Source organism: Pseudomonas sp. PDM25 (assembly GCF_019219045.1).
GTDB lineage: Bacteria > Pseudomonadota > Gammaproteobacteria > Pseudomonadales > Pseudomonadaceae > Aquipseudomonas.
Map to the genome: position 1 here is coordinate 101,806 of NZ_JAHUWL010000004.1, position 26,301 is coordinate 128,106.

At 58.5% G+C, this 26,301-nt stretch carries 22 protein-coding genes; 21 read left to right on the top strand and 1 reads right to left on the bottom strand.

Annotated features, from left to right (window positions below; genetic code table 11):
• Position 1: 1 nt before the first annotated feature.
• The 16 genes from KW848_RS08625 to KW848_RS08700 all read left to right on the top strand — a co-directional run bounded on the left by KW848_RS08625 (position 2) and on the right by KW848_RS08700 (position 19,558).
• A complete protein-coding gene (locus KW848_RS08625; RefSeq protein WP_218536571.1) occupies positions 2 to 1,519 on the top strand; it encodes a sigma-54-dependent Fis family transcriptional regulator in 1,518 nt (505 codons plus the stop codon).
• Between the two features lie 348 nt (positions 1,520 to 1,867).
• Positions 1,868 to 2,008 carry a hypothetical protein gene (locus KW848_RS08630; RefSeq protein WP_008150087.1) on the top strand — a complete coding sequence of 47 codons (141 nt, stop codon included), beginning with the start codon at positions 1,868 to 1,870 and terminating at the stop codon, positions 2,006 to 2,008.
• A 17-nt stretch (positions 2,009 to 2,025) separates the two neighbouring features.
• Positions 2,026 to 3,222 (top strand): type VI secretion system-associated FHA domain protein TagH, encoded by a 1,197-nt coding sequence (tagH, locus tag KW848_RS08635; RefSeq protein ID WP_218536572.1) that lies wholly within the window; start codon positions 2,026 to 2,028, stop codon positions 3,220 to 3,222.
• Positions 3,223 to 3,227: 5 nt separating this feature from the next.
• Entirely contained in the window at positions 3,228 to 3,728 is a 501-nt protein-coding gene (gene tssJ, locus KW848_RS08640) for a type VI secretion system lipoprotein TssJ (RefSeq protein ID WP_111448259.1), read from the top strand.
• 2 nt (positions 3,729 to 3,730) lie between these two features.
• Positions 3,731 to 5,062, top strand: coding sequence for a type VI secretion system baseplate subunit TssK (gene tssK, locus KW848_RS08645; RefSeq protein ID WP_046045022.1), 1,332 nt, complete (start codon positions 3,731 to 3,733; stop codon positions 5,060 to 5,062).
• 5 nt (positions 5,063 to 5,067) lie between these two features.
• Positions 5,068 to 5,943 carry a type IVB secretion system protein IcmH/DotU gene (gene icmH / locus KW848_RS08650; protein WP_046045023.1) on the top strand — a complete coding sequence of 292 codons (876 nt, stop codon included), beginning with the start codon at positions 5,068 to 5,070 and terminating at the stop codon, positions 5,941 to 5,943.
• 13 nt (positions 5,944 to 5,956) lie between these two features.
• Positions 5,957 to 9,481 (top strand): type VI secretion system membrane subunit TssM, encoded by a 3,525-nt coding sequence (gene tssM / locus KW848_RS08655; protein ID WP_218536573.1) that lies wholly within the window; start codon positions 5,957 to 5,959, stop codon positions 9,479 to 9,481.
• Positions 9,481 to 10,209 (top strand): PP2C family serine/threonine-protein phosphatase, encoded by a 729-nt coding sequence (locus KW848_RS08660; RefSeq protein WP_218536574.1) that lies wholly within the window; start codon positions 9,481 to 9,483, stop codon positions 10,207 to 10,209. Before tssM ends, KW848_RS08660 begins: the two co-directional genes overlap by 1 nt.
• Positions 10,206 to 11,222: a serine/threonine-protein kinase gene (locus KW848_RS08665; protein ID WP_170206606.1), complete on the top strand. Its 1,017-nt coding sequence runs from the start codon at positions 10,206 to 10,208 to the stop codon at positions 11,220 to 11,222. Before KW848_RS08660 ends, KW848_RS08665 begins: the two co-directional genes overlap by 4 nt.
• 28 nt (positions 11,223 to 11,250) lie before the next feature.
• Complete coding sequence (gene tssI, locus KW848_RS08670; protein ID WP_218536575.1) at positions 11,251 to 13,611, top strand: type VI secretion system tip protein VgrG; 2,361 nt, start codon at positions 11,251 to 11,253, stop codon at positions 13,609 to 13,611.
• Between the two features lie 14 nt (positions 13,612 to 13,625).
• Complete coding sequence (locus tag KW848_RS08675) at positions 13,626 to 15,812, top strand: phosphatidylserine/phosphatidylglycerophosphate/cardiolipin synthase family protein (RefSeq protein WP_218536576.1); 2,187 nt, start codon at positions 13,626 to 13,628, stop codon at positions 15,810 to 15,812.
• Positions 15,793 to 16,665, top strand: a complete 873-nt coding sequence (locus KW848_RS08680) for a tetratricopeptide repeat protein (protein WP_223529964.1) — start codon at positions 15,793 to 15,795, stop codon at positions 16,663 to 16,665. The genes KW848_RS08675 and KW848_RS08680 overlap by 20 nt, the downstream gene beginning before the upstream one ends.
• A complete protein-coding gene (locus KW848_RS08685) occupies positions 16,652 to 17,518 on the top strand; it encodes a tetratricopeptide repeat protein (protein WP_218536577.1) in 867 nt (288 codons plus the stop codon). Before KW848_RS08680 ends, KW848_RS08685 begins: the two co-directional genes overlap by 14 nt.
• Entirely contained in the window at positions 17,502 to 18,371 is an 870-nt protein-coding gene (locus tag KW848_RS08690; RefSeq protein WP_218536578.1) for a tetratricopeptide repeat protein, read from the top strand. Before KW848_RS08685 ends, KW848_RS08690 begins: the two co-directional genes overlap by 17 nt.
• Positions 18,358 to 19,224 carry a tetratricopeptide repeat protein gene (locus tag KW848_RS08695; RefSeq protein WP_218536579.1) on the top strand — a complete coding sequence of 289 codons (867 nt, stop codon included), beginning with the start codon at positions 18,358 to 18,360 and terminating at the stop codon, positions 19,222 to 19,224. The genes KW848_RS08690 and KW848_RS08695 overlap by 14 nt, the downstream gene beginning before the upstream one ends.
• Positions 19,225 to 19,342: 118 nt before the next feature.
• Entirely contained in the window at positions 19,343 to 19,558 is a 216-nt protein-coding gene (locus tag KW848_RS08700; protein WP_218536580.1) for a DUF1328 domain-containing protein, read from the top strand.
• 51 nt (positions 19,559 to 19,609) lie between these two features.
• On the opposite strand, the gene KW848_RS08705 is transcribed toward KW848_RS08700, so the two are convergent.
• The gene (locus KW848_RS08705; protein ID WP_218536581.1) at positions 19,610 to 19,996 is read right to left on the bottom strand and encodes a DUF6124 family protein; all 387 of its coding nucleotides are present in this window, start codon (positions 19,994 to 19,996) and stop codon (positions 19,610 to 19,612) included.
• A gap of 383 nt (positions 19,997 to 20,379) precedes the next feature.
• On the opposite strand from KW848_RS08705, the gene KW848_RS31750 reads away from it, so the two are divergent.
• From KW848_RS31750 to KW848_RS08725, 5 genes are all read left to right on the top strand, one after another.
• Positions 20,380 to 20,778, top strand: coding sequence for a hypothetical protein (locus tag KW848_RS31750; protein WP_256365082.1), 399 nt, complete (start codon positions 20,380 to 20,382; stop codon positions 20,776 to 20,778).
• Positions 20,779 to 20,796: 18 nt separating this feature from the next.
• Entirely contained in the window at positions 20,797 to 21,666 is an 870-nt protein-coding gene (locus tag KW848_RS08710) for a hypothetical protein (protein WP_256365083.1), read from the top strand.
• 109 nt (positions 21,667 to 21,775) lie between these two features.
• A complete protein-coding gene (locus KW848_RS08715) occupies positions 21,776 to 22,264 on the top strand; it encodes a cell division protein (RefSeq protein ID WP_218536582.1) in 489 nt (162 codons plus the stop codon).
• Positions 22,257 to 23,699 (top strand): TIGR01777 family oxidoreductase, encoded by a 1,443-nt coding sequence (locus KW848_RS08720; protein WP_218536583.1) that lies wholly within the window; start codon positions 22,257 to 22,259, stop codon positions 23,697 to 23,699. The genes KW848_RS08715 and KW848_RS08720 overlap by 8 nt, the downstream gene beginning before the upstream one ends.
• A 9-nt stretch (positions 23,700 to 23,708) precedes the next feature.
• Positions 23,709 to 26,159 (top strand): alpha/beta hydrolase, encoded by a 2,451-nt coding sequence (locus KW848_RS08725; protein ID WP_218536584.1) that lies wholly within the window; start codon positions 23,709 to 23,711, stop codon positions 26,157 to 26,159.
• Positions 26,160 to 26,301: the final 142 nt, after the last annotated feature.

The following is a 26,301-nucleotide window of genomic DNA, read 5'->3' on the forward strand; positions in this document are numbered from 1 at the left end:
GATGTTCACTCAGGTGCCGCAACCGCTGGTCTATGCCGAAGCCTTGCTGGCGCAGTTCGCCCGCTTGTCGCGCGCGGCGGACGGTGCTGCGCTGCTGGGTGACTTCGTGCGCGGGTTGGCCGAGCTCAGCGGTTGCGAGTTGACGCAGCTGTACCTGCTGGACGCGACTCACACGTGCCTGGGGATGAACGCCGAATGCCTCAACGGCATCCTGCAACCCCGGGAAGCGGCGAGCCTGCCGGCGGATTACAACGGTGAACAACTGCTGCAATTCGCCCTGTGCCAGAACCGCGTGGTGAGCCTCAGCGAACTGAGCGGCAGCCTGCACGAAACCAGTTTCCTGCCGCCTCAGGCCACGCCTTGGCAGTCGCTGCTGTGCGTGCCAATGGTCAATCAGCAGAAAGCCGTCGAAGGCTTGCTCCTGTGCGCCAGTCGCCGGCACATCGACCTGCAAGGCTTTGCCGACTCCCTGGGGCAACTGGGCTCGTTCGTACTCGGCCAGCTGCATTTGCTGCAACGTCTGCGTCAGCCAACCGGTGATGCACGACCGGTGAAGGTCCTCGTCCCGAGCGCCAGCGGTTACGGCTTGATCGGCAAGAGCAAGGCCATGCGCGGGACCTACTCGCTGATCAGCAAAGTCCTGCACAGCCCGTATACCGTGTTGCTGCGCGGTGAAACCGGCACCGGCAAGGAAGTGGTGGCGCGGGCGATTCACGATTGCGGTCCGCGCCGTTCCCAGGCGTTCATCGTGCAGAACTGCGCGGCGTTCCCCGAGAACCTGCTGGAAAGCGAACTGTTCGGCTACCGCAAAGGTGCGTTCACCGGTGCTGATCGCGACCGTGCCGGGCTGTTCGACGCGGCCAACGGCGGCACCTTGCTGCTCGATGAAATCGGCGACATGCCGTTGTCCCTGCAAGCCAAGCTGTTGCGGGTTCTGCAGGAGGGCGAGATCCGCCCGCTGGGCTCCAACGACACCCACAAGATCGACGTGCGGATCATCGCAGCGACGCACCGGGATTTGTCGGTGCTGGTCAGCGAAGGAAAATTCCGCGAGGACTTGTACTACCGCCTCGCGCAATTCCCGATCGAGTTGCCGGCGCTGCGTCAGCGCGAAGGCGACATCCTCGACCTGGCCCGGCACTTCGCCGACAAGGCCTGCTCGTTCTTGCAGCGCGATGCGGTGTGCTGGTCCGATGCGGCGCTGGATCACCTGTCCGGTTACACCTTCCCCGGCAACGTGCGTGAACTCAAAGGCCTGGTCGAACGCGCGGTGCTGCTGTGCGAGGGCGGTGAGTTACTGGCCGAGCATTTCTCCCTGCGCATGGAAGCCATGCCGGAAGACAGCAGCCTGAACCTGCGCGAACGCCTGGAGCAGGTCGAGCGCAGGCTGCTGCTCGATTCCCTGCGTAAAAACGACGGCAACCAGACCCTCGCCGCCCGCGAACTCGGGCTGCCACGCCGCACGCTGCTGTACCGCCTCGGGCGCCTGAATATCAATTTGGGTGATTTCGATGGCTGATATCAATTTCCTCACCTTGGTTGGAATTCCACCTGTGGCCAGCGAATTCTCTGTGGCGAGGGGATTTATCCCCGTTCGGCTGCGCAGCAGTCGCAATTCAGCCAACGCGGTCTGCCTGAATAAACGGGGTAGCCGGTTTTGGGGCCGCTTCGCGACCCAACGGGGTGGTGCGGCATTCCGACAAGTCCCCTCGCCACAGGAATCTCACTGGCAGCAGGGAATCACCCTTTTACGGGAGATCGGCTCAAGGCCACTGACTAGAGCGCTCGGCTTCACCTCATCCGCTTTTGATAGCGCCGCCCAAACGGGTCGGCGCTTTGTACTTTGTCTACCCCTGGAGACCCTCTGATGTCTGTTCGTCACTGGCAAGCCGTCCTGCTGACCCTCGTCGTTCTATGCGGCCTCGGCGGCTGTAGCGGCAATTACAAATACAACGACAACACCTATCGCCCATTGGGTGATCCGCAGGCGGTCAATCGCGGCAAGTGACCGCAAGGAGTATCACCATGGAACTGGTTTTCGAAATGCTCAACACCAAGCAGTTCGTGCCCACGGATTTGTGCCAGAAGACCTTCAAACAGGCCGGTGGAGTGATCGGTCGGGGCGAGGATTGCGACTGGATCATCCCGGACCGCAAGCGTCACCTGTCCAACCACCACGCGTTGATCAGCTACCGCGAAGGCACGTTTTTCCTGACCGATACCAGCAGCAACGGTATTTCGGACAGCGAAAGCGGCGCGCGCCTGCGCAAGGGCGAAGCGATGCGCATCGAGCACGGCAGTGTCTACGTGCTGGGTGACTTCGAGATCCGTGCGCGGCTGGTGCGCGACCCGGCGACCTTCGACGTTGAAGTCGGCCGTCCGCAAGCAGCGGGCAGCATCATTCCGGACGATGCGTTTCTCGATCTCGACCCGCTCAATGCCCTCGATCAGCAAGAGCGTGTGTATTCGGAAATCGACGAACTGATTTCCCCGAGCACCACCCTCTCAGACACCCGTCAGCGCGCCGACTATGCGCGCATCGACATGGAAAGCCTGATGGTGCCGGAGCTGATCGACGCCCCGGCAGAACCTGCGCCAGCTCCGCCGCCGAAATTGATCGAGCGTCAGAGCGAAGGTTTCTGGGAGCACTTCGGCGCCGCGTTGGGCGTGGACCTCAAAGGCCTCGACCACGACGCCCGCGAAGCCCTGGCGCTCAACGCTGCACGCCTGCTCAAGCAAAGCGTCGGCGGTTTGCAGCAGAGCCTGCGTACCCGCAGCGAACTGAAAAACGAACTGCGTCTGGCCCAGACCACCGTGCAAGGCACCCAAAAGAACCCGCTGAAATTTGCCGTAGATGCCGGCGAAGCGCTGGGCATTTTGTTGCAGCCGAACAAGCCGGGCCAGTTGCCGGCCGAGCAGGCGATCTCTCGTGCGTTCCGCGATTTGCAGGCACACCAAGTGGCCTTACTGACCGCCAGCCGCGCTGCCGTTCGCGGCACGTTGGAGCACTTCTCGCCACAGCAATTGACCCTGCGTTTCGAGCGCGACAACAAGCCGTTGCTCGCCACGTCCGGCAGTCGCTGGAGAGCTTACGGTCGTTATCACCAGGCTCTGCGTCAGGACGATGACTGGAGCGAGCGCCTGCTGGCCCGCGACTTCGCTCAGGCCTACGAAGAACAGATCCGCCTGATTTCCACCCTTCACACCGACCACCAAGGATGATGCGCATGTCTCGCTGCTCGACCGCTTTTTTCAAGACGCTGACGGCGCTCGCGGCCCTGGTGCTGCTGGCTGGCTGCTCGTCGCTGTCGCCGTATTCCCATGTCACCAAGCTCAACCTGAAGCTGACCGCCAGCGATCAGCTGAACCCGGACCTCAACGGGCGTCCATCGCCGATCGTTGTGCGTCTGTTCGAGCTCAAGCATCCGGTGACGTTCGAGAACGCTGACTTCTTCAGCCTGTACGAGCGCGCCAAGGAATCCCTGGCCCCGGACCTGGTGGCCAGCGAAGAAATCGAACTGCGTCCAGGTGAAACCGTGGAGATGAAACTCAGCGTGGAGGAGGGCAGTCGCTACGTCGGCATCCTCGCCGCCTACCGCGATCTGCCGGAAACCAAATGGCGCTACACGGTGCAGGTCACCCCGGTGGAAGTCACCAACGCTGATCTGACCCTCGACCAGGCCGGTATTCGCAATAGCAACGAAACGCTCGCCAAGGCGGATGACTGATCATGAATTCCCATAAAGTGATTTGGCAGGAAGGCATGCTGCTTCGCCCGCAGCACTTCCAGCACAACGATCGCTACTACGACCACCAGATGAAGACCCGCACGCAGTTGCTGGGCAGCTACACCTGGGGCTTCCTGAACCTGGACATCGACTTGCAGTTCCTCAACATGGGCAAACTGGTGATCAGCCAGGCCTCGGGGATTCTGCCGGACGGCAGCCTGTTCGAACTCGGCGGCAACACCGAACCGTTGGCCCTCGACGTGCCGCCGAACACCGGCAACACGCCGATCTACCTGGCGCTGCCGCTGGTCACCGGTAACCACATCGAGTCGCGCCGTCCGGAGCAATCCGACGTGCTGGCGCGCTACACCGCGTACGAAGCGGAAGTCGCCGACTCCAACGCCGGCGACGATTCCGCCAGCCAGGTCAGCTGCGGGCGCCCGGACTTCAAACTGTTGCTCGGCGAGCAGCAGAGCGACCAGGCCTACGTGAAACTGAAGATCTGTGAAGTGCTCGACACCACGCCCGACGGCGTGATCAGCCTCGACCCGGATTTCGTGCCGACCTACATTCAGGCGCATTCGTCCAGCTACCTGCTGTCGTGCCTGAAAGAAGTGATCAGCATGCTCGGCCACCGTGGCGACACCATCGCCGAGCGGATCCGTTCCAACGGCAAGGTCGGTGGCGCGGAAGTCGGCGACTTCATGATGCTGCAACTGATCAACCGCACCGAACTGCTGCTGCGCCACTACCTCGGCCTGGAACAGGTTCACCCGGAAGAGTTGTACCGCACGCTGCTGACCATGCTCGGCGATCTGGCGACGTTTTCCAGCGACAGCAAACGCCCGCGTCTGGACAGCCGTTACCAGCACAGCGACCAGGGCGCGAGCTTCCGCAAGCTGATGGAAGCGATTCGTCAGGTGCTGTCGATGGTGCTCGAACAGCACGCCATCGAACTGGTCCTGCAAGCGCGCCAGTACGGGATCATCGTCTCGCCGTTGCACGACCACAAACTGCTGGGTTCGGCCTCGTTCGTGCTCGCCGCCAGTGCCAACTGCGACTCCGAAGAACTGCGCCATCGCTTGCCGGCGCACCTCAAGGTCGGCCCGGTGGAGCGCATCCGCCAACTGGTCAACCTGCATCTGCCGGGCATCAAGGTCAAACCGTTGCCGGTGGCCCCGCGGCAGATCGCGTTCCACTCCAACAAAACCTATTTCATCCTCGAACTCAGTTCCGAAGACCTGGCACAACTCGAGCGCTCCGGCGGCTTCGCGTTCCACGTGTCCGGCGAATTTGCCGAGCTTGAACTGAAATTCTGGGCCATCAGGAACTGACCGACATGATCAAGGACATGGAACATACCCAGGACGACAAAACCGTCCTGCTCGACCGCCAGGGCCACGGCCCTGCTTCGAGTCCGCTGACAGATTTCGCTGCACCGCCGCGTTTTGAACAGCTCGAAGAACGGATGATTTATGCCGCGCGCCTGCGCCCGGCCGAAGCCTTCAACATCAGCCTCAATTCGTTGGTCGCAGCCGCCTCTGACCTGTTGTCGGAAGTGGTGCGACTCAAGCACAGCGACACCCGCGAAGACATGTACGCGCTCAACGAGCGACTGACTGCCGGGCTGAAGCTGTTTGAAGTGCGGGCGCTGCACAACGGCGCCGAAAGCAGCCAGGTGATGGCCGCGCGTTACGTGCTGTGCACCGTGGTCGACGAAGCCGTCGTGACCACGCCGTGGGGCAACGAAAGCGAGTGGTCGCAGATGAGCCTGCTCAGCAGCTTCCACAACGAAACCTTCGGCGGCGAGAAGTTTTTCCAGCTGCTGGATCGCCTGTCGAAAAACCCGGTCAAGCACCTGCCGATGCTGGAGCTGATGTACCTGTGCCTGTCGCTGGGCTTCGAAGGCAAGTACCGCGTGCAGGCCCGCGGCATGCTCGAGCTCGAAGGCATCCGCGACGCCTTGTATCGCCAGATTCGTCAGTTGCGCGGTGACGTGCCTCGCGAACTGTCGCCCCATTGGGAAGGCTTGAACGATCAGCGCCGCAGCCTGGTGCGCATCGTGCCGGCGTGGATGGTGGTGCTGTTCACCGTGGTTTGCCTGGTGGTGATGTATTCGGGCTTCGCCTGGGTATTGGGCGAGCAACGCGAAACCGTTCTGCAACCTTATCAGCAGCTAGATCCGGCCGCGGTCCAGCCGCAGTCGCAGCCGTAAACAGGGACGTGTGATGAAAAAGTTTTTCAAGAAAGTCGGCGCATTCTTGCGTCAGACCTGGGTCTGGACCTTGCTGCTGGTGCTGTTCGTCGCGCTGCTGGTGTGGTTCGTCGGGCCGCTGCTGGCGGTCAATGACTACAAGTTTTGGGAAGGTTCGACCTCCCGCCTGCTGACCATCAGTGTGCTGTTCCTGATCTGGGGCCTGACCATGGTCTTCGTCAGCTGGCGCGCTGGTGTGCGCAAGAAAGCCATCGAAGACACCGAAGACGGCCAGGATCGTATCCGCCGTGAAGAGCTGATCGACGAAGAGCAGAAAGAGCTTCGCGTACGCTTCAAGGATGCGTTGAAAACCCTGAAGACCTCGAGCCTCTATCGCGGTCGCAGCGAACGCTGGCGCAGCGATTTGCCTTGGTACTTGCTGATCGGCCCGCAGGGCAGCGGCAAGACCAGCCTGCTGGACTTCTCGGGCCTTGAGTTTCCGATCAACAAGATCGACCGCAAGCTGACCCGCGACACCCTCGGCACCCGTCATTGCGACTGGTATTTCGCCGACCACGGTGTGCTGATCGACACCGCCGGGCGTTACCTGACCCAGCCGGATGCCGAAGTCGATGGCAGCGCCTGGAGCACCTTGCTCGACCTGCTGCGCAAGCGTCGCCGCAACCGTCCGTTGAACGGTGTGCTGGTGACCATTCCGGTGGAAACCCTGCTGTGCCCCGACGAGAAAGACCTCGACACCCTGGCTCGCCAGGTGCGTGCGCGTCTGCAAGACGTGCATCAGAAACTGCACGTCGATGTGCCGGTTTATCTGGTGCTGAGCAAGGCGGACAAGCTGCTCGGTTTTGACGAGTTCTTCGATCAACTGACCCGCGAAGAAAGCGATCAGGTGCTCGGCACCAGCTTCCGCAAAGAGCAGAGCGGCACCGACGTCGCCGTCCTGCGCGCCGAGTTCGAAGAGCTGCTGCGTCGCCTCAACAGCCAGGTGATCATGCGCATGCACCAGGAGCGCGACACCCAGCGCCGTGGCCGCATCCTCGACTTCCCGCATCAACTGGGGCAGATCGGCGAGCGCCTGTGCCTGTTCGTCGACATGGCGTTCACCGGCAACCGCTACCAGCGTGTTAGCCAGTTGCGCGGTTTCTACCTGACCAGCGCACCGCACCTGACTCAAGAAATGGACCAGACCACCGCCGGTATCGGCGCCAATCTGGGGATGAACGCTGGCGTACTGCCGACCTTGCGCAGCGGCCGTTCGCGCTTCATTCACCACTTGCTCAGCCGGGTGATTTTCCCCGAGGCCGACTTGGCCGGTCTGGACAAACGCGAACGCAGCCGTATCCATTGGGGCCAACGTGCCCTGTACGTGGGCGCATTGGCGGCACTGGCGCTGTTCGGCATGCTGTGGGCGGGCGGATTCTCGGCCAACTACGAGCGCCTGGAAAACCTGCGCAATCTGGCGACCAACTGGACACAACAGCGCTCGGCATTGACCGCGCGTGATGATTCCATGGCGGTACTCAAGCCTCTCGACACCAGCTACGCGGCGACTCAGGTCTTCCCGAAAAAAGGTGATGTGTCGTACCACGAACGGGGTGGCCTGTACCAAGGCGAAGAGGTCAATCCGGTGGTCAAGGAGGCCTACGAGCGTGAGCTTGAAGCGCAACTGCTGCCGAAGGTTGCGACCCTGCTGGAAGGGCAGATCCGCGCCAACATGAAGGACCGCGAACGCCTGCTCAACAGCCTGCGTGCGTACCTGATGCTGAACATGAAAGACTGTCGCGACGGCCCGTGGCTCAAGGATTGGGTGGCCACCGAATGGTCCCAGCGTTACGCCGGCAACACCGCGGTGCAGAACGGTTTGAACACCCACTTCGAGCGCTTGCTCAAGCAGCCGTTTATTTACCCGCTGAACGATCAATTGGTAGCGCAAGCGCGTCAGGTACTGCGCAGCGAATCGCTGGCCAACGTGGTTTACCGGATGCTGCGCGAGCAGGCCCGCAACCTGCCGGAATATCGCCTCAGCCAACACTTGGGCCCACAAGGTGCGCTGTTTGTCGGCACCGAATACGTGATCCCGGGTTTCTACACCCAACAGGGTTATCAGCAGTATTTCTCGGTTCAGGGCTCTGCGCTGGTCACCGATATCCTGCGTGACAACTGGGTGCTGGGCGAAGGCTCGGGCATCAGCGGCATGGACTTGCGTCGCCTGATGGTCGAACTGGAGCAACTGTACTTCCGCGACTACGCCAACTTCTGGAGCGAAGCGGTTGGTCAGGTTGCACTGCCTCCAATCAGCGACTTCAGTGAGGGCGCCGAGCAACTGGCGGGCCTGACGTCCGCCAACTCGCCCGTGCTGCAACTGCTGGTGGAAGTGCGCGAGAACACCCGTTTCTCGGTGATCGCCGACAATGCTGATCAAGCGGCCGAAGCGGCTGAGAAACTGGGCGAGAAGGGCGGCAAGCTCGGCAAACTCGCGGCGGCCGCGGCTGACAAAGCCGCAGACATGACCAAGAACCTGCCCGACACCGCGAAGAAATCCCTGCAACGCCGCTTCGAACCGTTGCACCGTTTGCTGGACGACAACAACGGCCCAGCCGCTGATTTGACCCCGGCCCTGACGGCGCTCAACGATCTGCAACTGCAACTGGCGAGCCTCGCTCGTGCCAGTGCGCCGGAACAGGCCGCGTTCGAAATGGCCAAGACCCGCATGAGCGGCCAGCGTGATGCGCTGAGCAACTTGCGCAATGCTTCCAACCGTCTGCCGCGTCCGGTCAGCGTGTGGTTCAACGTCCTGGCTGAAGACACCTGGCGTCTGGTGCTGAACGATTCCTACCAGTACCTGAACCAGCGTTATCAGAGCGAGCTGTACAGTTTCTACGGCAAGGCGATCAACAAGCGTTACCCGTTCAGCGCCCACAGCACCAGCGACGTTGCGATCAGCGACTTCCGCGAGTTCTTCAAGGCGCAGGGCATCAACGATCGCTTCTTCGAGACCTACATGCGTCCGTTCGTGAGTGGCGATCCAGGCAACTACCGTCTGCGCAACATCGACGGTCACAGCATGCCGATCTCCAAGGTCTACCTCGACCAGATGGCCGCGGCACAAGTGATTCGCCAGAGCTTCTTCTCGATCAACCCGGCCGAGCCGCAAGTGCAGTTCAAACTGGAGCCGTACACCCTCGACCCGGCCGTCAGCCGTTCCGAGTTCAAGTTTGGCGACAAGACCATCGAATACCGCCACGGCCCGATCGTGCCGGTGTCGTTCAAATGGCCGACCGACGCTGAAGACGGTCGCACCAGCCTGGTCCTCGACAAAATGGCCGGCCGCCCGATCGGTATCGAAAAGAACACCGGCCCATGGTCGCTGTTCCGTCTGTTCGACCTGATGCAGACCGAGTACCTGAGCGGTCGCGATGTGCTGGTGCTCAAAGCTGACGTAGGCGGCCTGCGCGCCAACTACTTGCTGTCGAGCCAGCGCACCCCGAACCCGTTCGACATGGGCGTGCTGCGTACCTTCCGTATGCCGGTGCAGCTCTGATGCTGGTTGCCAGTCCCTGGCGCAGCGCTGCGCGTACCGATCCGGGCAAGGTTCGGGCGCGCAACGAAGATGCTTTCCTCGACTCCCCACAGCAGGGGCTGTGGGTGGTCGCGGATGGCATGGGCGGTCATCAGGGTGGCGACATCGCCAGCCAGTTGATCGTCGCCAGCCTGGCGGAATTGCCGGAGCAGGACGACTTCGACGAACGACTCAAAGGCATTCGCCAGTGCTTGCACTGGCTCAACCGCCGCTTGGGTCAGGAGTTGACCGTCACGGCCGGGCGTCACGACAGCATCATGGGCAGCACCGTAGTGGCGCTGCTCGTAGAAGGTAATCGCGCGGCCTGCATCTGGGCCGGTGACAGCCGTTGCTATATGTGGCGCGGCCAGCGTTTGTATCAGCTGTCCAAGGACCATTCGCTGCAACAGCAACTCATCGACGAGCAAAACATGAGCGTCGAGGACGCTCGTGCGCATCCTTCCGCTCATGCCTTGACCCGCGCGGTCGGGGCTGCCGAGCAGCTGACGCTGGATGTGCTCGAACTCGAGGTTTACCCCGGCGATGCGTTTCTGTTGTGCAGCGATGGCTTGTACCAAGGGCTGAGCACCGATGCGTTGGGCAACGCCCTGAGCCTGACCGCGCCGCACGTTGCGCTGGAGCGTCTGTTCGACGGCGCTCTGCGTGGCTCGGCCCGGGACAACTTGACCGCTGTGGTGATCCGAAAATGACCCAACTCATGCCGCCGCTCGACGACCTGCCGGTGACCGACGAGGAAGCCAATAACCTGACTTACTTTGCGTTTGCCCCGTCTCTAAACGGAAAGCCGCATAAAGCAGAACCCGCGCTGGCGCCGACAAAGGCCAGCGTCGGTGAAATGCCTGACGTGCTCGCAGGCCGTTATCGCATTGAGCGCCTGCTCGGTGCTGGTGGCATGGGCGCGGTTTACCGCGCACGGGACTTGCTGAGCGAACAGTTCGGCGACCCCGACCCTTACATCGCGCTGAAAATCCTCAGCGAAGAATTTGCCGAATCGCCGGACGCCAGTGCCTTGCTCTACAGCGAGTTCGCCCTGACCCGACGCCTGCGCCACGACAACGTGCTGCGTTTGCACAGCTTTGAAGTGGACACCGATTGCCAGCGCGCCTTCATCACCATGGAACTCATGCGTGGGCTGACCCTGGACAAATTACTCTGCGAGCGGCCGCTGGGCCTGCCGTGGAAAGAACTGCGCGACATCGCGCTGCCGCTGCTCGACGCGCTGGCCTTCGCCCACGCTCGCGGCGTGCTGCACGGTGACATGAAACCGAGCAACGTCATGCTCAGCGAAGAAGGCGTGCGCCTGTTCGACTTCGGTCTGGGCCAGGCCGAGGAGGGCATCTTGCCCGGCCTGCCACACCTGAGCCGTAACCGCTTCAACGCCTGGACCCCCGGCTACGCCGCCCCCGAACTGCTCGAAGGCCAGCCGCTGTCGGCCAGTGCCGATGTCTACGGCGTGGCCTGCGTGCTCTACGAATTGGCGGGCGGCAAACACCCGTTCCGCCGCTTGCCCTCGACCGAAGCCCGCGACGGCCACCTCGAACGCGAGCTGCACGCCCCCAGGAATCTTCCGAAACACTGCTGGCCAGCGCTACGAACGGCGCTGGCTTTCGATGCGGCCAAGCGCACCATCACCGCCGCCCAATTGCGTGACGCCTTGGGCGCCACTTCGTCTTTGCTGCAACGCCTGCGACTGCGGGCGTAACGGATGACTACCGAACAGGGAGCAAGCAATGTTCAACCCAGCTAACGAAACCCACTTCAGCCTGACCGTTGAAGACTACGTCGGCGACCTGCAAGTGCTGTCGTTCACCGGCACCGAAGGCATCAGCCAGCCGTATCGCTTCGACCTCGAACTGGTCAGCGAAAACCCCGATCTGGACCTGGAAAAGCTCCTGCACAAACAGGCATTCCTCGCGCTCGATCCACAAGGTTCCGGCATCCACGGCCAGATCTACCGCGTCGCCCAAGGCGATGCCGGCAAACGCCTGACCCGCTACAAAATCTCCCTGGTGCCGCACCTGCAATACCTGCACCACCGCACCAACCAGCGCATCTACCAGCAGATGTCCGCGCCGAAAATCATCGCGCTGATCCTCGACGAGCACGGCATCAAAGGCAACGCCTACCGCTTCCAGCTCAGCCAGCCCTGCCCGGACCGCGACTACTGCGTGCAGTACGACGAAACCGACCTGCACTTCGTCCAACGCCTGTGCGAAGAAGAAGGTATTCACTACCACTTCCAGCACAGCGCCAAAGGTCATCTGTTGGTATTCGGCGATGACCAGACCGTATTCCCCAAACTCGGGCAGCCAACCGCGTACGTGCAAGGCAGCGGTATGGTCGCCGACGAACCGGTGATCAAAGGCTTCAAACTGCGCCTGGAAACCCGCACCGGCCGCGTCACCCGTCGCGACTACGACTTCGAAAAACCACGCCTGCAACTCGAAGCCGCCTACAAACCCGAGGCGCAAAGCGACGCGCCGGACCTCGAAGACTACGACTACCCCGGCCGCTTCATCGACCGTGCGCGCGGCAAATTCCTCAGCCAACGCGCCCTCGAACGCCACCGCGCCGACTACCGCCAGGCCGAAGGCAAAAGCGATCAGACCACCCTGGTCAGCGGCCACTTCCTGGAAATGTCCGACCACCCGCGCACCGAGTGGAACGACCTCTGGCTGCTCACCGAAATCTTCCACGAAGGCAAACAACCGCAAGTCCTCGAAGAGTCGGTGACCAGCGACACCACCGACAAAAAGGACGACTTCCACCAGGGCTACCGCAACCGCTTCCTCGCCACCCCGTGGGACGTGTTCTACCGCCCGGCGCTGGAACACCCGAAACCCCGCGTCCTCGGCAGCCAGACCGCCATGGTCACCGGCCCCAAAGGCGAAGAAATCCACTGCGACCAATACGGCCGCATCAAAGTGCAATTCCACTGGGACCGCGAAGGACTGGCTGACGACAAAACCAGCTGCTGGATGCGCGTCTCCTCCAGTTGGGCCGGCGATCGCTACGGCGCCATCGCCATCCCGCGCATCGGCATGGAAGTGCTGGTGACCTTCCTCGAAGGCGATCCCGATCAGCCGCTGGTGACTGGGTGCCTGTATCACAAGGAAAATCAGGTTCCGTACGACCTGCCGGCGAACAAAACCCGCACCGTATTCAAAACCCTCAGCTCCCCGGGGGGCGGTGGGTTTAATGAATTGCGGATTGAAGACAAGAAGGGTGCCGAGCAGATCTTTATTCATGCCCAGCGCGATTGGGATGAAAACATTGAGCATGATCAGAAGATTCGGGTCGGCAATGAACGCCACGACACGGTGGAGAAGAACACCTACACCGAGCTGAAGGCTGAAGAACATCGCACCACGATTGCTGATCGCAAGGTTGAAACGCGGCTGGATGATCACCTGACGATTGGGCAGAACCAGCATGTGAAGTTGGGGACTGCGCAGCTGACTAGTGTTGGGAAAGAGATTCATCTGAAGGCTGGGGACAAGATTGTCATCGAAGCCGGGATGGAGCTCACCGTGAAGGCGGGTGGGAGCTTTATCAAACTCGACGCTGGCGGGATTACGGTGGTTGGGCCGGTGGTGAAAATTAATGCCGGTGGGTCTGCTGGGAGTGGGACTGGGATTGGGATTAAGCCGCCGGTGCTGCCAGGGGCGGCGGATAAGGATAAGGCGGGGAGTTTGATGGATCAGGCGTTAGCCAATCCTATGAAGGAAGCGCCTCCCGGACAGCTGCGTCTGCGCATTGCGCCTTTGCCGAACATGTCCGGTTATGCCGATGAGCCCTATCAGCTTTATGCGGATGGCGCGCCGATCAGCAAAGGCTTCAGTGATGAGCAGGGCAACGTGGTGTTTCAGCACATTCCCGGTACCCGCAACTATGTCGTGGAAACCGTCAACGGCCATCGTTTCAGCATGGACATGAGTGAAGAGTCTACCGACCAGACACGTCACCGTACTGAACGGCTGGGACGCGAAGGCTACCGTGATTTTCCTGAGGGAGCGGCGTCATTGGAAGCCGCGAATATCGGCGATGTATTCCGCCAATTGTGGGCAGATCAAAGTGAGCCGAAGGCGTAAATGGAGTTACTTGAATGACCTACCTCGATCAGAAATTATCGCTTTCGGTTGAAGAAAGCGCAGCGACCCTGAGTGCTGACTGGTTCGCGCACAAAAATCATCCGCTGAGCCCTCCACGCCCGGCGGGCAACATTGTCACTCCGCTGGTGTGTGGGGAGGAAGCGTTCGGCAAAGTGTATGAATGCATACAGAAGGCCAAGCGCAGTATCGACCTCATCAGTTGGGGGTTTGACCCGGGTTTACGCCTCAATCGCGGCTCAGCTGACAGTCTTAGTCTCGGCGAACTGCTCAAGAAAAAGGCTAATCAGGGTGTGGAAGTCCGCGTACTGATCTGGAATAACCGACTGGCCCAGCTCGGGGAAAACTCGGTCATCGGTGAAGGCTGGAACGGTTCCGGCGGAACGTCGATGGGCTCGGGCATGACCCAGGGCCAACCTGCGGACACTAGCGGGCGAGACGCCAAACGCCAGAAGCTCCTGCAAAAGCAGCAGGAAGAGCAGACAAAGCTGGCCAAGCTTTCGCCAAGCGACGAGAGTGGCAGACGCGCCGCACGTGACAAGTTGATCAAGATCCAGATTGACCTGGATGCGCTGGACAGCGGCTACACCAAGGGCAGCGATTCGGGCGGAACAGTGCAAGACCCGAACGAGCAGATCAAGACGCGTGACTGGCACCGCTGGGTACACAGCAGTGAGGCACGCAACATCGAATTTCGCACGCGCGACTTCAACTGGGCGGGCGAACTGACCTACGACGACGAAAACGGCTTGCGGGTCCATTACGGGCGTCTTGCCATTCTGTGGCGGTTGATGAAAAGCGAGTCCCCGGATGTGCCTTTTATTCAGATGCTCGCACTCGGCCTGTTCCCCAGCCATCACCAGAAAACCCTGGTGATCGACTACATGGACCCGCAAACGGCCGAAGGCTTCGTCATGGGGCACAACCTGCAACGCAACTACTGGGACACCACCGAGCATGCCTTCGACGACCAGACTGGCAAGCGCGACCAAGGCTTCGGCCCCTGGCAGGACCTCTCCCTGCATGTGCGTGGCCCGGTGCTGTTCGACCTCAACCACAACTTTTGCAATGCGTGGGACAAGGGCACCAACTGGATAAAACGTGCCTTCACCGGCACGTTGATCGACCAGCGAAAAGTGATCAAGCCGTTGAGCCTCATCTGCAATGGCGGTGAACCTGCGCAAATCTGCAGAACCCAGCCAGAAGAAGGGCCGGAAACCACCATCCTCGAAGTGTATGAAAAGGCACTGGGCAACGTGCACCAGTACGCCTACATCGAGAACCAGTATTTCCGCTACAAACCCTTGGCCGAACGCCTGAAAAAGACCGCGGCCGACTACACCGCCGCGGGCAAGCTTCAAGACCTGTACCTGTTTGTGGTGACCAACAACCCGGAAAGCGGTCACTTCTCAAGCACCACTCACGAGACGCTGGATACCCTCGGGCAGGGAGAGCTGATGCCCTTGGCTCACCGCGATCTCAAATACGACCAGCGCCAACTCGCCCTCCGCGAACGTGAATTGACGGCCCGCCCCAGCTCACCTCAGCGCGATCGGGACCTGGCAGACGTGAAAGCGCAGATGGCCAAGGAGAACATCGACTCCAGCCGCGCCGACGACCTGATCGAAACGGACCCCAACAAGCACTACAACCAGGCAGCGGCGCGTGAACTGGAACCCGAACTGATCCCGCCAAAGGGGCTCAAAATCATCGTTGCCACGCTGGTCAGCTGCAAGGACGGCGGCGCTCCGGTGGTCGCAAAAACCAGTACAGAGCGGCAAACGGATAAGGCCATCGAAGAACACCTTGGCCCTGAACAGGGCACGGCGCAGTACAAGTCGATTTATGTGCACAGTAAATTGCTGCTGGTTGATGATCTGTTTTTCACTCTGGGCTCCGCCAATATCAACTTACGCAGCTTGCAGACTGACTCTGAATTGAACATTGCCATGCCTAGTCCGAAAACGACGCGGACTTGGAGAGAGCGGTTGTGGGCGATGCATTCGGGGAAGGCGGTTAAGACGGAAAAAGGAACGCTAGTCGAAAATATTGCGGTCGATTATGAAACTTGGGATCGGGTGGTAACGAACAATTGGGAAAAACAAAAGAAGCAGTTACCGCTGGTTGGTAATTTGGTCAGGTTTTGGGATTTGGTGACGCCTTATGCAAAAGCTGTTGATTAACTCAGTATTCACTTTGTTTTTATCTCTAACTGGAGCTGTAGCCATGGCTGACGACTTTAAATGTACTCATGAGCTAAACACGGCTCCACCTCTGGATCAGCAAGCGGATCAACTGTTTAAGGACGCTCGTTCTATTAGTAAAGAGCGTCTGCCTGATTGGTCACAAGTAGCGCGACTGTATGAACGGGCTATAGAAAAAAACCACTGGAAGGCGATGCACAATCTCGCGGAGTTATATTTGCGTGGAGATGGAGTGAGCAAAGATACCAATAAGGCAATTGACCTCTACATGAAAATGATCAAGTTGGAGGTGCCGCTGGGTTATTACGATATGAGCGTAGTGACTCAGCGGGGAGTTGGGGTTGTGCAGTCTGATAAAGACGCTATGCTTTTTTTGATCAAGGCAGCAGATCTCGGAAACCCACAGGCACAAACACAGATCGGGTATATTTATATATACGATAAAAACAAAGACTCTTTGGGGCTTAGATACCTTAAGTGTGCAGATGAGCAGGGCTATTCAGATGCCACTTACAAGCTGGCTTCGTATAACAGTAATATAGACGCTAATTATCCTGTTGCTATGCACTATTATCAGCGTGCGGCAGCATTGGGTATGCGCAAAGCTGCGTTGGCAATTGAAAGTACTTTTATGGATGGGGATTTCGGTTACGTAAAAAATGAGACGTTGGCGAAAGCATATAGCAATATATCTAGCCAGCTTTACAAAAATCCAGATCTGCGCTTTCCCAATTTAGCGAAGGACTATCCACTGCCGCCACACCCTGTTCAGGGCTATCACGGCGATAAAGATATCAACTGGAAACCCACCGGACGCGATGACGATTATTAAAGCGACGTTGGCCGCTGCTTTATTAAGTGTCAGTGGGCTTGTTGTGGCTGGCGAATTCAAGTGCTTCCATGAACAAGAAACTGCTCCGCCTTTGAATCAACAGGCGGAGCAGTGGTTTCAACAGGGACGTGCTATCAGTAAAGAGCGTTTGCCAGACTGGCCAGAAGTCGCCAAGTTGTATCAGCAAGCAGTGGCGAAAGACCACTGGAAGGCCATGCATAATCTGGCAGAGTTATATTTGCGCGGTGATGGTGTGCTGAAAGATACCAATAAGGCTATTGATCTTTATATGCGGATGGTTGATTTGAAGGTCCCTCTAGGTTATTACGATATGAGTGTGATGACGCAGCGTGGGGTAGGCGTTGTGCAGTCCGATAAGGATGCTATGTTGTTTCTTGTTAAGGCTGCCGATTTGGGTAGTCCGCAGGCTCAAACCAGGATTGGCTATATATATATCTATGATAAGAAAAAATATGCTGTTGGACTTGGGTATTTAAAGTGTGCTGAAAAGCAAGATTATGCGGATGCAGCTTACAAGCTGGGGTCGTATTATGAAGTTGTGGATGAAAATTATCCTGTTTCCATGCACTACTACCAGCGTGCTGCTACTCTAGGAGAGCCTAAAGGGGTAACGGAAATCAGAAATGTTTTTGAACAAGGGCTAAACGGTTATCCGAAAAATGCCAAATTAGCGAAAGTCTATGATGATATATCGAGTCGCTTTTACCGTGATTCTGACCTGCGTTTACCTAATTTAGCAAAAGACTACCCACTCCCACCGCATCCTATTCAGGGTTATCACGGCGATAAAGATATCAACTGGAAACCTACTGGACGTGAAGACGATTATTAAAGCATTGCTGGCAGCGGGCTTATTAAGTGCCACTGGACTTGTTGTGGCCGACGAATTCAAGTGTGTCCATGAACAAGATACTGCTCCGCCTTTGAATCAACACGCGGAGCAGTGGTTTCAGCAGGGACGCTCTATCAGTAAAGAGCGCCCTGCAAACTGGGCGGAAGTCGCTCGGTTCTATCAGCAAGCGGTAGAGAAAAATCATTGGAAGGCCATGCACAATCTCGCCGAGCTTTATTTGCGCGGCGACGGGGTTGTCAAGGATACAAATAAAGCTATCGACCTATATATGGAGATGGTGAAGTTACAGGTGCCCTTGGGTTATTACGATATGGGTGTGATGACTCAGCGTGGTGTTGGAGTAGTGCAATCCGATAAAGATGCCATACTTTTTTTGCTTAAGGCCGGGGATATGGGGAGCCCGATAGCGCAGGTCAGGCTGGGAGATATGTATATTTACAACCTGAAAAAATACCAGCTTGGAGTTTCATATTTACGGTGCGCAGCGCTTCAGGACGACGCAGAGGCAAATTATGAATTGGGTAACTACTATGAGTTGGTGGATAGGAATTACCCCGTGGCAATGCATTACTATCAACGCGCTGCTTCCTTGGGGGAGCGTAAAGGCGCAATGGAAATCAAGGATACATTTCGCGAAGGTAAGTTTTCTTATAAAAAGGATGAGAGGCTAGCCAAGGCGTACTACGAAGTGTCGAGCCAATTATCAAAAAATCCTGAACTTCGTCTTCCCAATCTAGCCAAAGATATTCCTCTTCCACCAAATTTGGTTCAGGGTTATCACGCCGACAAAGATATCAACTGGAAACCTACGGGGCGTGATGACGATTATTAATGCGTTGCTGATCGCGGGTTTATTAAGTGCCAGTGGGCTTGTTGAGGCCGACGAATTCAAGTGTGTCCATGAACAGAATACTGCCCCACCTTTGAATCAACAGGCGGAGCAGTGGTTTCAGCAGGGACGCTCTATCAGTAAAGAGCGTCCTGCAAACTGGGCTGAAGTTGCTAGGCTCTATCAGCAGGCGGTAGAGAAAGATCATTGGAAAGCCATGCATAACTTGGCTGAACTTTATCTGCGTGGGGATGGATTGGATAAGGATACTAATAAAGCTGTCGATCTATATAAGGATATGGTTAAGTTGCAAGTGCCGCTAGGTTACTATGATATGAGTGTGATGACTCAGCGTGGTATCGGTGTAGTTCAGTCTGATAAAGACGCCATGATGTTTTTGCTAAAAGCTGGAGATATGGGTAGTTCACTGGCGCAAAATAGGCTGGGCAAAATATACATATACGAATTAAAGAAAATTAAACTTGGGGAGTCTTATCTGCGGTGTGCTGCACATCAGGATGATGCGGAAGCGAACTATGAACTTGCTGCATATTACAAAATAGTTGATAGAAATTACCCTGTCGCCATGCATTACTATCAGCGTGCCGCTTCTCTCGGTATGAAAAAAGGCGCACTGCTGATTGAAAATACGTTTACGGATGGCGAATTTGGCTATGCAAAAAATGAAAGAGTAGCGAAAGCTTATAGCAATATCTCTAGTCAGCTATATAAAAATCCAGATCTGCGGTTTCCTAATTTAGCAAAAGACTACCCACTCCCACCGCATCCTATTCAGGGCTATCACGCCGATAAAGACATCAACTGGAAACCCACGGGACGTGATGACGACTACTAATCCTGCAACGAAATGAGAGACTCTGCGTCAGAAAAAAGCATCCCGCTCAAACTAGCGGTGCACAGGTTTTCGACTCAAGCATGTCCATGAGGGACTCGACGAATGAAGGAGCACTGTAATGCGTAAAACCTTGGGGATTTTGGCGGCTGTGTTGTTAGCCCTTTCGATATTCAGTGCAGTGCTGGGGCTCGGGGGGATCGCTGCCGGAGCGACTGGCAGCGGAAGCCTATCCAGTGGCCTTGATGTTGCCTTCACCGTGGCATGGGTGCTGTTTGTCTTGAGCTTGTTAAGCGGCGTAGTCGCTATTTTTTGGCCGAAAGACAGTCGCCCGTAGAGCGGGGGAAGGATGGGTTTTCAGGCTGAACCCATCGCCTCCCCCTGTTTGCTATTTCACGTTGGCGCGATGCTCCGCCGGATCCGGCGAATCAATATGATCCAGCGCTCGCTCCACTAACAGATGCACGCCGACCGCCATTCTGCTGAGTGCCAGTGCGACGGAGCGGCGTGAGCCTTCTACGCTGTCGGCCAGGTCGGCGGCGATGGCGCTGATGGACAGCAGGTCTTCCGAGGCGTTGGCCAGGATAGTTTCGGTATGGAGGTCGGGAGCGACGATGAAGAGGTCGCCATTGCGACGTTTAGGTTTTTTATCCGCAGGTGTGCCGAGGTGTAAATCTAGGGCGCGCTCGGCGGCTTCGTGGAGTTTTTTGGAATCGAAGGATTCGTAGGGGGATGTGTCTTCGTGTTCTGGGGGATTCGGTGTTGGCTTGATCATAGATGTATCTCCTGGAATTAAGAGACCGACACCGTTTCGCTTTGCACTTCGAAAGAGGTGGCAGCTGTGCGTTGGTGTGCAAGACCGATCCAGGAACCGGCAGACCCGAAGGCCTCCGACGCACAGCCGCCATAACGATTCGCGAGCATAGGAAAACGCTCGACGAATAGCCATAAGCAATTGCGCACCTGGATTCGGACTTGCACGTCCGTGTCACCGATTTTGCGGTGACGAACAGAGGTTATCGGTGAACTCAAAGCATGCCTAGTTCACGAACAGCCCCGCGTATTGAAGGAAATGTCCGAGGGTGTCGAAGTCAATGTCTGCGGATGAGCAGGCATTTTTAAACACGACACCTGAGCAGGTTAAACGAAGGTTTTTGAGTGATTGACATGGATTGTTTTTTGAAGATAAGCGGCTACCCAACGGCGCTGGTGGCCAGTGCTGTGCTGAGCGTGCTCCTGGGTGGCGCGGATGCGTTCGCTGAGGATCAACCTTGTCCGTTCGACGTGACTCAAACAGAACTGAAGGTCGCAAGCTGCGTTCAGGAAGGGGGCGTGGACATACAAAAGCTGATACCGCGTCACCAACCTGACTACGCCAACCCATTCGACAATCTCCCTACCGTCATTGTGAGCGGGAAAAACCTGCAGGACATTTTGGCGGTAGTCGGAATCGACAATGCACATCGTTACAACAAGTTGATCGAACTGCCTGACGCTGAAGGAATCATGGAGTTTTCGGACGCTGCGGCGACAGCAAAAGCGTCGATGAAGCAATAAGGCTGGAAGCTGTTGGACATGAAAAACGTCATTTACCCTGGCCCGGGGGGTGTCGAAGGATTCGGATTAATTTGCAGCACGCTTCAAGCAGAAACAACGAAGGGTTTCATTGTTGTTTCTCAGTGCAACACCTTTTATGAAAGTGAAATCTCAAGCCTGAAAAAGATCCTTTCCTCGATCACCTGCGACCCCCCAAAAAGTGAAGCCTTCCCAGCGCTCCAGACAGACTCAGGGTCTATCGTTTTCAACTTCGCCAAACTGCCCGAAGACGAATCCCAAGCCTCCGACGACGTCGCCATCGACATGGATTTCGTCAATTGTGCTGACGGTTCAAAAAAGAACATCACCGGGCTGCCGTTTTTGGCGGCCACAGGGGAAGTCAAAGCGGCTTTCTTTACAGCGGCTAAACCCGGGTCGGAGCCTGAGTTAATCGTCATTCATGCCGTCGGGATCAGAGCCGATACGGGCGTTAATTATTTGGGCGATTACTACACCGTTCACGCATATGCCCGTACGGCGACGGCTTATGTCAGAGATGAACAACTGTCGAATTACTTCGGTAACGGCGGCGATATTGCGCACGATCCCGAGTCGGAGGAGTTGATCTACACGTTCCCGTATAAAACCGCCGAGGACATTGTCGCCAAGCTCAATTCCACCGCCTATAAACACTGGGCTGCGGGGGACGAGGTGAAGCTCACGATCAACAAAAAGACCCCGATTTACAGTTCACCTGTTCTAGCCGACGTGACGAAGATGTATTTGATCAAGGGCGATTCGGTGTTGCAGGAAGGGGTCGAGGCCGGGTGGCTGAACATCATGTTCAAGACCCCCAAGGGGAAACAGATTCGCGGCTGGGTCCAGTGCGGCGATGCCGATGGCTGTTAGTCGATTCTGCGTTCGAAAAGTCAGAGGCCAGACGGGCTCCGTGATTAATCACTAAGTCCTGCGTTTTCCTTTAGACTTGCCACCCTCAAGGAAGCGCTCAGGACACGGAATGTCAGTCCCCTCTAATACCCTTCGCTCTGTGCTGGTGGTTTGGCTGTACGCCGCCGCCCTGGTGCATCTGCTCGTCAGCCTCGCGCTGACCTGGGCCGGCCATTCGGGATTACTCGACGGTTACCTACAAACCATCGAACAAGCCTTCTGGGCAACCGACGCCGTCCCCATCGCCGCCCGTGCCCAACAAGTCTGGTGGCTCGCCTTATTCGGCGCCACGCTGCAAAGCTACTCCCTCTACATGCTCGCCCTCGTGCGCATCGGCCATCGACTCCGAAGTCCCATGGCGTGGGGCTGGTTAATCGCCGGCATCGTGCTCTGGGCGCCGCAAGACATGTGGGTCTCCGCCCAGGCTCGCGTCTGGTCACACCTGTGGTTCGACAGCCTCGCGCTGCTCACCCTGCTGCCGCCGCTGTTCTGGCTCTATCGCCATGACCGCCGCACCGCCCCTTCAAACAACACGCCGAGTGACGCCAACCATGCCTGATTTTTCTCCCCTGGATTGGGCGGTCGCGCTGCTGATTGCCCAAGCCATTCTCGGGGCGCTGGATACCCTCTATCACCACGAACTCACCGTCGCGTTGCCTTATCGGCACAGCGCTCGGCTGGAGTTGTCGATCCACGCGCTGCGGTCGTGTTTCTACGGGATTCTGTTTCTGGGCATGGCGCATCTGGCGTTTCAGGGCACATGGGCGATTGTGATTGTGTTGCTGTTCGCACTGGAGATCGGCCTGACTCTGTGGGATTTCGTGGTCGAGGATCGCAGCCGCAAACTGCCGGCCATCGAGCGGATCATGCACACCGTGTTGGCGGTGAATGGCGGGGCGTTTTTTGCCTTGTACGGGGTGCAACTGGCGCAGTGGGCGAGTCTGCCGACGGGCCTGAGCGCGATCGATTTCGGCTGGCGCGGCTGGTTGCTGACGCTGTTCGCGGTCGGCGTGACGGCCTCGGGCATTCGCGATGGATTGGCGGCGCTGCGCATGCAGCGCGAAGGCAAGCCGTCGAACCCGTTCGCGGGCGGCGCTTATAAGCGCGTGCTGGTGACCGGTGGCACCGGGTTTATCGGTGAAGTGCTGGTCAATCAATTGCTCGACGCCGGTCACACCGTCAGCGTGCTGGCTCGCGATCCGTTGAAAGCGGCGTATCTGTTTGACGGTCGCGCCCGGTGCCTGCGTTCCTTGAGCAAACTGGGCTACAACGAATCCTTCGACGTGGTGATCAATCTGGCGGGTGCGCCGGTGGCGGGTCCGCGCTGGAGTGCCAAGCGCCAGGCGCAACTGATCGCCAGTCGGGTCAACACCACCGAAGCATTGATGAGCTGGCTGAAGAATGCCCGGCATAAACCGGCGCTGTGGGTTCAGGCCTCGGCCATCGGTTTTTACGGCGTGCGCGATGCCAGCGAGAGTCTTGATGAACACGCCAGCAAGGGCGACGGATTCATGGCCGAGTTGTGCGCAAAATGGGAAGCCGCCGCGCAACCGGCCACCGAATTCGGCGTGCGTCAGGTGGTGCTGCGTCTGGGTGTGGTGTTCGGCCCGGGCGGCGCGTTGTTGCCGTTGCTGATTCCGTTCCGCCTGGGGTTTGGCGGGCGGATGGGCGATGGCCAACAGATCATGAGTTGGGTGCACCGCGATGATGTGATTCAAGTGATCGCCCGCGCATTCGCCGACGACAACCTGAGCGGCACCTACAACCTGGTGGCGCCGGACGCGGTCAGTCAGGCGGTGTTCGCCGAGCGTGTCGGCAAAGTCTTGAAGCGCCCGGTGTGGTTCCACATTCCGGCCACGCCGGTACGCGCACTGGCCGGCGAAATGGCGCAGTTGTTCTTCGACGGTCAGCGCGTAGTGCCCAGCCGTCTGACCGAGGCGGGTTACACGTTCCGTTACCCGACCCTCGACGCTGCCCTGCGCGATCTGGCCTGAGGACTACCCATGAGCAAGCCCCTGATGTACCTGCTGGCCGGCAACGGTGGTGCCGCCGATTGGTGGGATGACGCGTTGCCGCACTTTCAGCGCTATCAGGTGGTACCACTGGAACTACCAGGCTTCGGCAATAATCCTCAAGCCCCGTGCGAAGACCTTGCCGCCTACGCTCAGGCCCTGGTGACGGCGACCGTCAAAGGCAGCGCGATCATGGCGGTCGGGGTGAATGCGTTGCTGGTGTTGCATGCGCTACAACGTCAGCCGGGGCACTTTTGCCGCAGTGTTTTGTTGGCGCCGGTGGGGGCGTTTTTGTGGCAACGACGGCTGCCGGCGTTGATGTCGCCGCTGCCCATTCGCAAAACCATTCACTGGCTGCTGTCGAACAAGCCCACGCTGTTTGCGCACAAGTTTTCCAACCAGGCCTGGACGCCCGCGCAGTACGAGCGCATGGGCGCCGGCTATGCACGCTGCCGCGCGTTTGTGCCGCACTGGGACCTGGTGCGGGCGGACACCGCGTTGCCATTGCTGGAGTGGATCACCGATCCGGTCGAGTTGGTCTGGGGCGATCAGGACAATGTGCTGGGCATCGAGCAGGCCGCAGCATGGTCGGCGATTCTGGCTCGCGCTGATCTGACTATCAGCCTGAAAACCGGTTGGGGGCATTACCCATGGATCGACTCGCCCGTCGAATTTGCCGCGTGGCTGGAGTCGGGTGAGTGCGGATTCGTCGCCCACACCAAGGGCGGGCGTTTGCGTCTGGCCGAGTTGGCCGGGCAAGCGGTGCCGCCAGCGCTGTCACTCAATGACTGCGATGATTCACGCTTGCCGGCGTTCCTCGCCAGCCAACCGGGCGCCACGTGGGCGGTGCGTTCCTCCAGTTACGGCGAGGATCAGGCCGATGCGGCGAATGCGGGTTTGAGCACTACGTTCCTGCGCGAATCGACTTCGAACGTGCCGGCTCGTATTACCGAATTGAGCGCCGCGGGTGTTGAAGAAGTGGTGGTGCAGCGTTTCATCACACCGCAGCTGTCCGGCATCGCTTTCGTGCGTCACCTGTCGGTGGAACTGGAATGGGTGGAAGGGCATCTTGAGTCACTGGCCGATGGTCAGGTGAGTCCCGAACGCGCAATCATTTCCCGCCTCGGCGCCTCCTGGAGCAGCGACACCTTCAAGCCTTCACTCGGCTTGACCGCTGACCTGTTGTGGCGCTTTCTACAAGACGTTTTGCGGGTCTTTCACTACGTGCCTGGCGACGTTGAATGGGCTTGGGACGGCACTCAACTGTGGCTGCTCCAATACCGGCCGATCAGCGACTACGGCTGGCGTCGGCACCTGACCGCCGCCAACATCGCCGAAATCCTGCCGCCGCAACCAAGCCGCTTGGTGGAGTACGCCCAGCGACGTGCGGCGGCGAGTATTCCGGCGATCATGGCGCGTTGGGATTCGCGCGTATTGCAGGATAACGAGCCGTTCACCGCTGTGTTTGGCGGCGCGTCGTACATCAACAACGATCTGTTTCTCGCCCGATTGGCCGACTGGGGAATCTCTGCCAGTAGCTACGCCGGTGAAGTCGGCGGCGCGACCCCGCATCTGCCATGGCGACCGCTGCGTTTAATGCGTTCGCTGCCACTGTTCCTACATATGCAACGCATCGCGCGCGGGCATTTGCTGACGTTGGAAAAGCGTTTGCGCCGCTTCGACGAAGAACTGTCCGAGCTGATTGCCCAAGGTGCCGACGGCCAGCAACTGGCCGACTGGTTCACCCGGTTTTATGTGTTCGTGGTGCAAGGCAATCTTTGCATCGCCACCTCGCTGGCGAGCAGTGGCGGCGACCTGCAGGGGCGACCGCCGACCGCTTACGACGACCTCGAAAACAGTCCGCATCGACTGCCCTGGGAAACCGATCCGGCCACGCCACGCCCAGCCCCAACCGATCTGCCGTTAAAGGCTTTTCCGCAATGGGCTGGATTTATCCGCGTGGCCCATTCGACCGGCCTGCCGGGTCTGCGCGGCTACTATCTGCAAGTGCGAGAGTGGTATCGCGACAACCTGATGCGAGTGTTCTTCCGCCTGCACCACGCCATGCCGATGGCCGACCGAGCGCACTGGTTTGGACCGCATCCAGACATTCGAACCCGCGACGGCAGCTTCTGGCAGGACGGCCGTGAAGGCACTGAACAAGCGATGGGTTTCATGATTTATCCGGGGCGGGTGCAAGGCATTCTGGGGGACGACATTTTGCTTGAAGACACCCTGGACCCCGGACGTCACGCGCACTACCAAGCCGCGCGGGCGGTGATTGCGCGTATGGGCGGGCGCTTGTCGCATGGCTCGACGTTGTTGCGCGAACTGCGCAAACCCTCGGCGGTGATACCGCAGGTTGATCCGGCGTGGATGGGGTATGAGGTGTTGTATCGCGATGGTGAGTTGGAACTGATGAATTCGAAGGATATGAATTGAAACCTCGATACCTCCACGGGTTGCTGCCTGGTTTGTTCGCGCTTGTTCATACGGGCCACGCCGTTTCCGCAGATTCCGTGATGGTCGGCAATGCGACAGGCCAATCTCCGGTTGTTCAAGGGCCAGTCGAAGCCTCGATCGA